Origin of the sequence: Novosphingobium sp. AAP83 (assembly GCF_001295795.1) — a bacterium.
GTDB lineage: Bacteria > Pseudomonadota > Alphaproteobacteria > Sphingomonadales > Sphingomonadaceae > Novosphingobium.
Genome location: NZ_LJHY01000064.1, coordinates 1 through 12,287 on the forward strand (window position 1 = coordinate 1; position 12,287 = coordinate 12,287).

Below are 12,287 nucleotides of genomic sequence, written 5' to 3' on the forward strand. Positions count from 1 at the left end.
TCGAACAGTTCCCACTTCCCATCCGACAAGTCTCCACACCCCACGACTGCTCCTCAGAAGCTGTCTTGAATCGGAACTCGGGCCAGATGGGAATCCCTTTTGTCAACACGATCTAGCCAATCGGTGCATCGTTCCATCGCGGGTTTGGTTTGGACCGACGGGAGCCAAGCAACTAAACCCATGCCAAGCAAAAAGACTGCGCGATGTCGCAGATGTAGAGGAGCTTGCAATGGATCCCGTAGCAATGGCACGCCGGCTTGGCGAAGGGCTGCTGTCATTTCCCGTCACGCCGTTTTCGGCAGACGGGAGCATCGATTTCGCGGCGTTCGAGGATCATTGCAACTGGATGCTTCAGCATGAGCTGTCCGGGCTGTTTGCAGCAGGCGGAACCGGCGAGTTTTTCTCGCTGACGCCGGAAGAAGCGGTCGATGTGGTTAGTGCTGCGGTCGAAGTGCGCAAAGATGGTGTGCCGGTAATTTCGGGCTGCGGATATGGCACGGCCATTGCCACACAGATCGCACGCGGGGCCGAACAGGCCGGGGCCGATGGCGTGCTACTTTTGCCGCCTTATCTTGTCGGTTCCACGCAAGAGGGCCTTGCTGCCCACGTCGAGGCGGTTTGCCGCTCAACCGGCCTTGGCGTGATCGTCTACAACCGCGACAATGCGATCCTTGAGGATGTTACGCTGGCCCGACTGTGCGAACGCAACGCCAATCTCGTCGGTTTCAAGGACGGCGTTGGTGACATCGAACTGATGCAGCGCGTTTACAACCGCATGGGTGACCGGCTGACCTATATCGGAGGGCTTCCGACAGCGGAAACATATGCCACGCCCTATCTGACAATGGGCGTGACTACCTATTCCTCGGCCATCTTCAATTTCATGCCGGAATGGGCGCTGGCGTTCTACAATGCGGTGCGCGCGGGCGATCATACATTCGTCCAATCGCAGTTGCGCGATTTTGTGTTGCCCTACATCGGCCTGCGCAATCGCAGCCGGGGCTATGCCGTGTCAATCGTCAAGGCCGGGTGCCGGATCGTCGGGCGCGAGGTTGGCCCCGTTCGCACGCCATTGACCGATTTGACCGAGGCCGAGCATAAAGAACTGCGCACCTTGATCGAACGTGTTTCAGGCAAGGCGCTCGCCGAAGTGAGCTGAAGCGCCTAGGAGCGAAGTCATGTTCGAATTGAGCCAACTTCGCTGCTTCGTCGCCGCCGCCGAGGAACTCCACTTCGGCCGCGCGGCGCAGCGCCTCAACATGACGCAATCACCGCTTAGCCGGCAGATCCAGTTGCTGGAGCGCATATTGGATGTAACACTGCTGGAGCGCACAAGCCGCAATGTGGCGCTGACGCCAGCGGGGCGTGTGTTCCTTGTCGAAGCGCGGCGGATTGTGCGCTTGGCCGAGAACGCAGCGCTATCAGCGCGCCGCGTGGCAAAGGGGGATGCGGGCAAAGTCTCGATCGGGTTCACGGCGGTTTCAGGCTATTCGCTGGTGCCCCGGATCGTGGCCGATGCGCGCGCGGCATTGCCCAACATCGACCTTGAACTGCACGAAATGGTATCGAGCGAGCAAACCGAGGCTCTGCTGACCGGCATGGTCGATCTGGCGTTCATGCGTCCGCCGATTGTTCGCAGCGAATTCGATACTGCGCTGGTCCTGTCAGAACCGCTGATGGTTGCGCTGCCCACCGGAGATGATCGCGCGGTGAAGGACGAACTGACGCTGCCCGATCTCGATGCGCGCCATCTCGTGATGTATTCACGTCAGGGGGCGGGTTATTTCAACGACATGCTGATGCGCTATTTTGATGAAGCCGCTATCAGTCCGCTGGTTTTGCAGCACGTTACGCAAATTCATTCCATGCTGGGATTGGTCCGCGCGGGCGTAGCCGCAGCGATTGTGCCCCAATCTGCCGCTGAGCTTCACCCTGATGCCGTGGAATTCCGCAAACTGGTGACCAAGCCTGAAAAGCCGGTGGAATTGTTCATGGCTTGGAAGCGTGAAAACGCCAATCCCGCGCTGGGGGCGGTGCGCCGTTTGTGCTTGCAAACAGTGGCTGAGTGACTGGCCGATCCGACCCCATAGCGGCCACGCGCCACGGCCGTGTCCAAGGCAATCTCGAAGGTGGAGTGCTGGTGTTTCGCGGCGTGCGTTATGGCGCAGATACACGGCCCGTACGGTTTGCACGCGCTGCGTCGCCAAAAGCCTGGACTGATGTGCGGCCCGCGCAGAATTATGCGCCTGCCGCGCCGCAAACCCACGCTTTAGAGCCTACCAGCGAAGACTGCCTGTTCCTGAATATCTGGACACCCGGACTGGATCAGGCGCGCAGGCCAGTGATGGTCTATCTGCATGGCGGCGCCCATGCACACGGATCAGGGTCCGATCCGCTCTATGATGGCTGCAACCTGGTGCTGCGCGGCGATGTTGTGGTTCTGACGCTCAATCACCGCCTTGCCGGGTTTGGCTATGGCTATTTTGCGAATTTGGGCGGCCCTGCCGAATCGGGCAATGTCGGCAACCTTGATATCTGCATGGCGCTGGAATGGGTGCGCGATAACATCGCAGCTTTCGGAGGCGACCCTGCGCGCGTGATGATTTTTGGCCAATCGGGCGGCGGGGCCAAAGTGGTATCGCTGATGGCCATGGAGCAAGCTCGCCCGTTGTTCCACAGCGCCGCAACGATGAGCGGGCAGCATGTGACAGCGATTGGGCCGATGAATGCGACCCGCCGCGCGAGTGCGTGGATGGCCGCAGTCGGTGCGCCCGATTTTGACCGCTTCCGCGAAATGCCTATGGAACGGCTGGTTGAAGCGATGGGCGGGCCCGACCCGATTGAGGGCAAAGGCGAAATCAGCTTTGCCTCAACACTCGATCACCGTGCCTTGAAACGCCACCCGTTCTACCCTGATGCACCGGTAGAGGCAGCGGATATACCACTTATAATTGGCAATACGCATGATGAAACAGGCTATTGGCTGGCGGCAACGCTGAAGGCGGGCGATACGACATGGGACAACCTTGTCCCGCGCATCACCGGACAGATCGTCAAAGATGTTGATCCGCAGTGGTTGGTCGAGAATTACCGCAAACTCTATCCCACGCATACGCCGGGGCAATTGTTGCTGGCGATGTCCACCGCAACACGATCATGGCCGGGCCATCTGGTACAGGCCGAAATGCGCGCCCGCCAAGGCACTGACAATGCGCCCAGCCCGACATGGATGTATCAGCTTGATTTCCCAGCGCCTGAGGCGGGCTGCGTATTGGGGGCGTTTCACACGCTCGACATCGGGCTGGTCTTTGCCAATACGCATTTGGCCTCTGCTCGCACAGGCGCGACGGTTGAGGCGGCAGAGCTGGCAGCACATATGGCCGATGCATTTATCCGGCTGGCCCGTCATGGTGATCCCAATGGCGGAAACCTGCCACAATGGCCTCGCTATACGCTGGAGCGGCGCGAAACGATGATCTTTGACCGCGCCATTAGCGTTGAACGTGATCCGCGTGGGGAAGAGCGTAAGCTGCTCGCGCCGATCACGTATATCAAACCTGGCGGCTAGGCTCTACTGAGTCCACGGCATCGCGAGGCTGGGCCGGTTGGCATAGCGGGTCATGGCAATGGTCAGGTCTGCGCCACAACCGGGTGCAAGCGAGACGGTGAAGGTGCGGCCATCCACATCGCGGCGGATACCGGCCTCGGTCACAGAATCGATGCGATGTTCGCCAAACGCGCCACCTTGCACCACCACTTCGCGGGGCTTTGGCCCGAGATTGACTAGTGTAACGCGGGTTTCGCGATCAGCCATGCCGTGGACCAGTGCCGCGACATCTTCGGGTACGCCAGCGCGCTTTGCCACCGGATCGAAATAGCGCAAGCGGCAATGCAGTGGTACGCCGCCTTGCGGTGGGCTGGTGCGCGACCATGATGGACGAGCGATATGAAGGCCGCCGGTCATCGTCTGGACCAGTGCCTTGGCCATGGCCGGATTATAGCCAAGCGTCCAATCGGCAAGCCGGGTTTCGCGTGTTGAGGTATCGGCAAGGCTCGCGGCAACGCGCGCATCGAGCTTTTGCCGATCCTCTGCCAATGCGGTTTCGGCATAGCCGGCATTGCGACCTTCGAGGAACGCAATCCAGGGATCGTCGCCTGCCAGCGCGCGGTCTAGCGGATCTTGCGTGGCATACCAGATTTCGAACGCGCTGGTGCGATAAGGGCCGGGGTTCCAGCCATACCAGCCATCAGGGCCGTACATCGTGGGGGTGGAAGCCACGCCATCGATGCTGCGTTCGGCATCATTGATCCGCTGCGATTGGCGGCGCCACAAATATATGTATTCCATATCGCCGCTGAGCAGCAGCGCATTGTAAAACGCAGTGATCGAGCGGGGCACCCGGTTGCGGTGTTCGCGCAAACCGGTTTGCGGGACGACGGGCGAGAAATTCCAGCCATAAGTGCCGCCCCACCAATCGGGCGCAACTTTGCCATCCAGCCCGACTTTGCTGGGGATCACCCCGCCATTGGCGCGGGTGCGTTCAGCCCACGCTTCGAAGTAATCGAGCGACCATTGCCGAAACCGGTCACCCTGCCCCAGCGCATATGCGTTGAGACCAAGCGTCGTCGCTTGCAGGTTCAGCGGATTATCGCCGGCAACATCGGTATACTCTTGATAGTGCGCCAGGAACTGGGCGTAATTGTCTTCGCCGTGTTCCAGGTGAAAGCGGCTGGCGTCAAAAGGGTCGCCTGCCCAGTCGAGCGCTGTAGCCTTGCGCAACATCGGCCCGCGGCTGCCGTTCATCAGGCTGCGGATCACGCGATGGCGCGGATCGTAGTTGCCTACCACGCCATCGCGCCCGGTATAAAGATCGGCAAAACGGCGCGTACGCCTGGCCAGCCGGGGGTCGTTAGGCGCGCTGAGGCCCATCACGTTAAAGGTCGACAGACCCTCGGCATTGTGCTGCCAATCCATCTGCACTGGGAAATCGCGGTGATACATCCCGCGCCTGGCAATCGCCACTTCACGCGTTTTGGCGTGGCCATATTGACGTAAGTGGCCTTCCCAGAACCGCTGTGACAGGTCGAGCAACTTGTCCGATGCGCCAAGCGCGTGAAGCAGCACCCAATCGTTGGTAAATTCGGCCGCATCGTCTGGGCCATCGTTCGCGCCCCAGCGGACAAAGCATTTCAACGCGTCGTCGGCATCGACATAGCGCTGATAATAGGTCTCGCAAGCTGCGGTGTGAGCGGTGAGCAGATCGCGCTGCATGCGCGCCCAACGCGGCGCAGCCATCGGCGTGTTCAGCGCTATGGGTTCAAGCGGCTTGCGCGTGCGCGCCCAGATCGGTGAAGGAAACGCGCTTAACGAAGCAAGCCCGGCAATGACAGTGCGACGATCAGCATTCATGCCGGCAATTCCAGACGGCGGATCGGGCCGACGATGGCAGTATAGGCAACGATGGTCAGCAGGCAGTGGAAGGCCACAAATCCAAGCGCAAGATCGAACGATCCTGTGGTCGCCACGATATAACCGACCACGATGGGAGTGACGATCCCGGCTGTGTTGCCGAACATGTTGAACACCCCGCTGGAAAGCCCGGCAAGCTGGCGCGGTGCGACATCCGCCATGACTGCCCAGCCAAGCGAGGCGACGCCTTTGCCAAAGAACGCAAGCGACATCAGTGCGATCACCACCCATTCCTGTTCTGCCCAGACGCAGCCAAGGATCATCGTGGCGAGCAACATGCCCGATACGAGCGGGATCTTGCGCGCCCGATCGATGTTGCCGGTACGGGCAAGGATACGGTCGGAAATCACGCCGCCGGCAAGCCCGCCAATGAAGCCGCAAATGGCTGGAACTGCGGCGGCAAACCCTGCCTGAAGGATGCTGAGGCCGCGTTCCTTAACCAGATAGATCGGGAACCAGGTGACGAAGAAATAGGTCAGTACATTGATGCAATATTGGCCAAGATAAATGCCCAGCATCATCCGGCTGGTTAGCAGGTGGTGCATATTGGCCCAATCGAAGACCTTGGCCGATCCGGCCACGCCTTCAAGATTGATTTGACCGCCGCCGTCGCGAATCAATTCAATTTCCGCAGCGTTGATCGCCGGATGCCGATCGGGTCCGTGAATGAACAGTTGGAAGATCAGCGCGGCCAGCAGACCCAGCACGCCCATCACCCAGAACACCGCGCGCCAGCTGAATTCATGGACCAGCCAGCCCATCAACGGCGCAAAGGCGACGAGCGAGAAATACTGCGCAGAGTTGAAGATAGCAGAAGCCGTGCCACGTTCACGCGCTGGAAACCAGGCCGCAACCAGCCGCGCATTGCCGGGGAATGACGGCCCTTCGGCCAGCCCCACCAGAAAGCGCATGGCAAACAGGGTGGTGACCGCCGTGACCCCCGGCAGCCAGCCGACGAAGCCTTGCAGCGCGGTGCAGGCAGACCAGATTGCGATGGCGGCCACATAGACACGCTTGGTGCCGAAACGATCAAGCAAAGCCCCGCCGGGGATTTGCGCCAGGACATAAGCCCAGGCAAAAGCCGACAGAATATAGCCGGTTTCCACCGCGTTTAGCCCGAGTTCGGCAGAGGCTGCCCCACCAGCAATCGAAAACGTGGCACGATCAGCATAATTCAGAGTCGTGATAGCGAAGATCAGCGCAATGATGCGGTAACGGATGCGGGTTGGCCGCGCGGCTTGTTCCGTTGGCATCATCTTCTCCGTTGCGCGTTGTCTGCGTCCCTCGCGCTTCTGCGTACGCTTTGCAATTGCGGGGCTTTCGACAAAGGTAGCCAAGTCGGCAAATGCGGTCCAAGTCCAATTGCGCAGCGATCAAGCCAATCGCTAGCTAGATCTTGAAGCAAGGGTTCACACAAACACCCCGCGCAACGATCACTCCGGCATCAGTGCAAGACACGCAATGATTCATGCTCGATTGAGGTTGGCATAATGGCACCGACGTTGGTTATCGAAAGCTGGCACCGGCGAAACACGACCGGCAACGATCTGGCACGGATGTAGCCAGGTATCAGGGGATGTGAAATGGCTTTATCCAACACGCGCGCCGTAAAGGCCGCACTTGCTTGCAGTTCGGCGTTTGTGGCGATCAGCGCTCTTCCGGCGATGGCGCAAGACGCCGCCCAGCCATTGGAAGCACAGGCTGACGAATCGGCAACCCGATCGTCTGACGCGATTATCGTTACCGGATTTCGCGAAAGCCTTTCAAGCGCGCTTTCGCTCAAGCGCAGTGAAACCGCTGCGATCGATGCGATCAAGGCTGAAGATATCGCCGAATTCCCAGACCTGAACCTTGCCGAATCGCTTCAGCGCATTCCGGGCGTAGCGATCAGCCGCGTTAACGGTGAAGGCCGCAACATCTCGGTGCGCGGTCTTGGCCCTGAATATACCCGTGTCCGCATCAATGGCATGGAAGCCATCGGCACGACCGGCGGCACCGACAATTCGGGCGGCGTCAATCGAGGCCGCGGCTTTGATTTCAACATCTTCTCGTCGGACCTGTTCAACAGCCTTGCAGTGCGCAAAACGGCTTCGGCCGACGTTGAAGAAGGCTCGCTTGGCGCGACGGTCGATCTGAACATCGCTCGCCCGTTCGACTTCCGTAAGCCGACCGTAAGCGTCTCGGTTCAAGGAAGCTACAACGACCTTTCGCGCAAGACCACGCCGCGCATCTCGACCTTGGCGACCACGAGCAACGACGAAGGCACCTTTGGCGTGCTGATGTCGATCTCGTACGAAGAGCGCAAGATCAAGGAAGAAGGCGCAAATATAACGCGCTGGACGTATGGCGGGTTCAACGGCGGCTTCAACGCAGCGTCCACGCTGCCGGGCAAGACCATCGCCCAGATCAATGATGCCAATCCCGATACTGGCCTGTTCCACCCGCGCATTCCGGGGCTGGTTTCCTATGGCATCGACCAGAAACGTCTGGGCGCGGCGGCCTCGGTGCAGATGCGCCCCACAGAAAGCACCTTGCTTTCAATCGACGGACTTTATTCTCGCCTGGATGGCACCCGCAGCGAAGCCCAGCTACAGGCGTTAAGCTTCTCGCGTTCGGGCACTGGCAAGCCGCAAACGATCATCCGCAACGGCGTGGTCGATTCAAACAACAACATCATCAGCGGCACGTTCGACAACGTCGATGTGCGCACCCAATCGCGCTTCGACCGCCTGATCACCGATTTTTACGAAGTGACCGGAAATCTGGAACAGGAACTGGGCGATACGCTTAAGTTCACCGGCCTTGTCGGCTATTCGAAGTCGGCGTTCTCGAATCCGATCCAGACCACGGTGACGATGGATGCAAGCAACACCCAGAACTTCAAGTATGATTTCTCCAGCCGTTTCCCAGCGATCACACCAGGCGTGGACATAACCTCGCCGGCTGCCTTTGCCCATGTGAACGGCACTTCCGAAGTCCGTATCCGTCCGCAAACTGTCGACAATACCTTCACCACTGCCAAGGGCGCGCTGGAATGGAAGGCGTCCGACATGTTTACGGTCAAGGCCGGACTGGACTGGCGCAAGTTCACATACGATTCGACCGAGCGCCGTCGCGTGTTGGGCGAGACGCGTGTGAACACCTTGACGCCTGCACAACTTGTTGCCGCAACCACTCAGTTCACCGGCTTCGGGCGTGGTCTGGATCTGCCTGCCGGCACAGCCACCGGCTGGATTGTGCCCAATCTGGATTACTTCATCTCCAACCTCGGTATTAACACTGATCCGCTTTATGCCACAGGCGGCGTGGAGACGGCATCGGCGCGCGGGTCGTTCATTACCGTGACCGAAGAAAACCTCGGCGCTTGGGGCATGTTGGCCTTCAACATGCAAGACGCAGGCCTGCCATTGCGCGGCGATGTCGGCATGCGGTATGTCAACACCAAGCAGGCTTCCACCGGATATGCGAGCCAAGGCGCTACGATTGACTTTGTGACTGCAAATCGCAGTTATAACCGGTGGCTACCCTCCGCAAACTTCGTGTTTGATGTAACCCCTGATCTGCTCGTGCGCTTCGCAGCCGCCAAGACCATGTCACGCGCAGGGATTGCCTCGCTTTCGCCGGGCGGAAATCTGAATGTCGCAGGCGGGAACCGCAGCTTCAGTTCGGGCAACCCTGATCTTGACCCCACAGAATCGACCAATTTCGATTTTGCGGTGGAATGGTATCCAACCAAGGGTGCGATATATTCGGTCGCCTTGTTCCAGAAAAACATCGGCACTTTCATTCAGACTTTGGCGGTCAACGTACCTTTTGCCGATCTGGGGCTTCCGGCGTCATTGCTCAGCGGCACCACGGCCAGCCCATCTGACGAATTCATTGCCAGCCGTCCGGTCAATTCAGACGGGGGTAAGCTGCAGGGCTTTGAGCTCAACGTCCAGCAGCCCTTCTCGTTCCTGCCGGGCGTGCTTCAAAACTTCGGGATGCTGGCCAACTACACCTATGTAAAGTCGGACATCGAATATCTAACATCGTCGAACGGCGCTTCTACCGTGATCGCGCCATTGCTCGGCCTTTCCAAGAATGCTGCGAACTTCACGCTCTATTACGAAGACAGCAAGTTCTCGGTTCGTGGCTCGGTTGCTTATCGTTCGAACTACCTCACTTCGGTTCCCGGCACTGAAGGCAACGCCTTCAATGGAACCAACAGCACCACGAACCTTGATGCGCAGATGTCTTATGCCATTACCGAAAACATCAAGGTCAGTGTCGAGGCGATCAACCTGCTTGATACCAGGAACGACCAGTTCGTGGATGAAACCAACCGCCTGAATGTGCTGACGCACAGTGGCCGTCAATTCAACGTCGGAGCGAAATTCACGTTCTGATAACGGACTACTCCCTCGCCCGGTCTGCGTTAGCTAGCGCAGACAGGTCCCGTCATCGGCCAAACCGCAAAACCCTCCGCCGATGATGGGACCGGGCACTTTTTAACCGCAGGATGCATGCCTGCGGTTTTTCACTTTCCAACACTCGGGAATTTGTAGCCATGACCGCATTCCGCTCCGTAAACGCTGCATCCGGGGAAGCCTTTGGCGAGGATTTGCCGGTCCATGGGCCAGACGAAGTCGAACGTGCTTGCGCGCTGGCCGAAGCTGCGTTCGATACCTATCGCACCGCCGACTATGAATTGCGCGCGCGCTTCCTTGAGGCAATTGCCGACCAGATTTTGGCCATCGGGGATCAGCTCATCGAGACTGCGATGTGTGAAAGCGGATTGCCGCGCGTGCGACTTGAGGGTGAGCGTGGGCGGACCATCGGCCAACTCCGCCTGTTTGCAGATGTGGTCCGTTCAGGAAATTGGCTGCGAGTGCAGATTGATCCTGCTCTACCTGACCGCGCACCGGTGCCTCGCCCGGATATCCGGTTGCGCATGATCCCTTTGGGCCCCGTGGCCGTGTTCGGTGCTTCGAACTTCCCGCTCGCATTCTCAACCGCTGGTGGCGATACCGCTTCAGCGCTGGCAGCCGGTTGCCCTGTGGTGGTCAAAGGTCATCCAGCGCACCCGTTAACAAGCATGTTGGTAGCTTCAGCAATTTCTAGCGCTGCCACAGCATGCGGGCTACCAAAAGGGGTATTCCAGCACGTTGCCGGCCCGTCGCATGAACTGGGCGAGACACTGGTTCGCGATTCGCGCATTAGTGCGGTGGGGTTTACAGGATCCCGCGCGGGAGGTTTGGCACTGTTGAAGATCGCCCAAGCCCGACACGTACCGATCCCGGTATATGCTGAAATGTCGAGCACGAACCCCGTGCTTCTCTTGCCAGAAGCATTGAAAGTGCGCGGGGAAGAGCTTGGTGGCCAATTCGTGAACTCTCTGACGATGGGTGCAGGCCAATTCTGCACAAACCCGGGGCTTGTCATAGCAATTTCAGGCGACGGCCTTGACGCTTTCACACAGGCGGCAATCCAGGCTGTCCTTTCTGCACCGGCACAGGTCATGCTCAGCCGCGGCATTTGTAACGCATACGTGAAGCAAACTGCATCATTGACGGCGCACTATGCTTTGGAATTGTTAGCTTGCAGCAGGGATGTCGGCGATGCCACAAGCGCGGGCAGCTATCTGTTCCGCACGACTGCCACACAGTTTTTGGCACACCCTGATTTGGCCTGCGAAGTGTTCGGCGCATCATCGATGATGATTGTTTGCACCAATGAAGCCGAGCAAGTGGCGGTTCTGAATGCTCTTGAAGGTCAGTTGACAGCTACCATGCACATGGACGCGGCCGATCAGGAAATGGCTCAACGTCTGCTTCCGCTGCTGGAACGCAAGGCCGGACGTATCCTTTTGAACGGGTGGCCTACTGGCGTGGAAGTTTGTTCTGCGATGGTCCACGGAGGTCCGTTTCCGGCAACATCAGATTCGCGAACAACTTCGGTGGGCAGTCTCGCTATCGAGCGCTTCTTGCGGCCGGTCAGCTATCAGAACTTCCCCGCCGAAATGCTAGTGCGAGAATTGCTGGACCACTAGTGGATTTATTTTGACATTTGCTCCAACCCATCCCCACAGGGATGCAAATGTCAGAATCGAACCACTAGAGCACTTTCCGAGTGGGGCTGTGTAAGAACGCGCTTACGCGAACGCACCGGTTAGAAGTTCTGGTCGGGGCCGACCAACGTTATATCTGAAGACGTGGCTCGATCTCCGCTGCGGATCGCACTCATTGGGTCCATGTCGATCGCTCCGACGCCTCCCGACCGTTAGCCAGCGAAATCGGCATGGCACAATTCTCGGTGATGAATACCGCCCCTCCCCGATCAATGCTCATTGTAACTCAACATTCGTCGCCATCACGCAGACAAAAGACCGCAATCGATCAAGCAAAGCCTGAACGATTGAATGCCAGCTGCGATAGTTTGGTTCGGCAGAGGTAAACCATAATCCAGCGCTATCTTATCATAGGGAATTTGCGACTTTTCTTATCGGACGACCCGTCACAAAACGCGGCTGGGAACAAGGTGCCAAAGGGCACCCGCGCGACACTAAGGGGAGGATTGGATTATGATAGGTCTCAAAGCGCTTGCGATCAGTTCGGCCAACATTTGTACCGTATCACTTCTGGCGCTGGCATCTGCCGCGCACGCACAAGAAGTGAGCGCGCCGCAATCGGCCAATGAAACTACAGTCAATGAAGATGGTACCATCATCGTGACAGCGCGTTTGCGCAATGAAAGGCTCATCGATGTACCTTTGGCGGTAACCGTAACGACTGCTGAACAATTGGGTCGTGACCAGATCTACTCACTGACCGATCTT

The 12,287-nt window shown here is 58.6% G+C and carries 7 protein-coding genes and 1 pseudogene; 6 read left to right on the forward strand and 2 right to left on the reverse strand.

Annotation, left to right across the window (positions count from 1 at the left end):
* Positions 1 to 244 precede the first annotated feature (244 nt).
* From kdgD to IP81_RS18115, 3 genes are read left to right on the forward strand one after another with little or no spacing between them, the layout of a single operon-like run.
* Positions 245 to 1,159 carry a 5-dehydro-4-deoxyglucarate dehydratase gene (kdgD, locus tag IP81_RS18105; protein ID WP_231627124.1) on the forward strand — a complete coding sequence of 305 codons (915 nt, stop codon included), beginning with the start codon at positions 245 to 247 and terminating at the stop codon, positions 1,157 to 1,159.
* Positions 1,160 to 1,178: 19 nt separating this feature from the next.
* Entirely contained in the window at positions 1,179 to 2,069 is an 891-nt protein-coding gene (locus IP81_RS18110; RefSeq protein WP_054109410.1) for a LysR substrate-binding domain-containing protein, read from the forward strand.
* On the forward strand, positions 2,066 to 3,568 hold the full coding sequence (locus tag IP81_RS18115; protein ID WP_082356304.1) for a carboxylesterase/lipase family protein: 1,503 nt from the start codon (positions 2,066 to 2,068) through the stop codon (positions 3,566 to 3,568). Before IP81_RS18110 ends, IP81_RS18115 begins: the two co-directional genes overlap by 4 nt.
* A 3-nt stretch (positions 3,569 to 3,571) precedes the next feature.
* Here IP81_RS18115 and IP81_RS18120 read toward each other — a convergent pair whose 3' ends face one another.
* Together IP81_RS18120 and IP81_RS18125 are read right to left on the reverse strand one after the other, a co-directional pair.
* Positions 3,572 to 5,410, reverse strand: a complete 1,839-nt coding sequence (locus IP81_RS18120) for a hypothetical protein (RefSeq protein ID WP_054109411.1) — start codon at positions 5,408 to 5,410, stop codon at positions 3,572 to 3,574.
* The gene (locus IP81_RS18125; RefSeq protein ID WP_054109415.1) at positions 5,407 to 6,723 is read right to left on the reverse strand and encodes an MFS transporter; all 1,317 of its coding nucleotides are present in this window, start codon (positions 6,721 to 6,723) and stop codon (positions 5,407 to 5,409) included. Before IP81_RS18125 ends, IP81_RS18120 begins: the two co-directional genes overlap by 4 nt.
* A 330-nt stretch (positions 6,724 to 7,053) precedes the next feature.
* Here IP81_RS18125 and IP81_RS18130 point away from each other — a divergent pair, with 330 nt between their 5' ends.
* The 3 genes and pseudogenes from IP81_RS18130 to IP81_RS18140 form a co-directional block, all read left to right on the forward strand.
* Positions 7,054 to 9,858 carry a TonB-dependent receptor gene (locus tag IP81_RS18130; RefSeq protein ID WP_054109412.1) on the forward strand — a complete coding sequence of 935 codons (2,805 nt, stop codon included), beginning with the start codon at positions 7,054 to 7,056 and terminating at the stop codon, positions 9,856 to 9,858.
* Positions 9,859 to 10,019: 161 nt separating this feature from the next.
* The gene (locus IP81_RS18135) at positions 10,020 to 11,501 is read left to right on the forward strand and encodes an aldehyde dehydrogenase (NADP(+)) (protein ID WP_054109413.1); all 1,482 of its coding nucleotides are present in this window, start codon (positions 10,020 to 10,022) and stop codon (positions 11,499 to 11,501) included.
* A gap of 531 nt (positions 11,502 to 12,032) precedes the next feature.
* Positions 12,033 to 12,287: pseudogene (locus IP81_RS18140) on the forward strand (TonB-dependent receptor); the annotation flags it as partial.

What these genes read in the sequence shown, in the direction of transcription:
- kdgD (WP_231627124.1), top strand. Translation starts at nt 245, where the DNA reads ATGGCACGCCGGCTTGGCGAAGGGCTGCTGTCATTTCCCGTCACGCCG.
- IP81_RS18110 (WP_054109410.1), top strand. Translation starts at nt 1,179, where the DNA reads ATGTTCGAATTGAGCCAACTTCGCTGCTTCGTCGCCGCCGCCGAGGAA.
- IP81_RS18120 (WP_054109411.1), bottom strand. Translation starts at nt 5,410, where the DNA reads ATGAATGCTGATCGTCGCACTGTCATTGCCGGGCTTGCTTCGTTAAGC.
- IP81_RS18125 (WP_054109415.1), bottom strand. Translation starts at nt 6,723, where the DNA reads ATGCCAACGGAACAAGCCGCGCGGCCAACCCGCATCCGTTACCGCATC.
- IP81_RS18130 (WP_054109412.1), top strand. Translation starts at nt 7,054, where the DNA reads ATGGCTTTATCCAACACGCGCGCCGTAAAGGCCGCACTTGCTTGCAGT.
- IP81_RS18135 (WP_054109413.1), top strand. Translation starts at nt 10,020, where the DNA reads ATGACCGCATTCCGCTCCGTAAACGCTGCATCCGGGGAAGCCTTTGGC.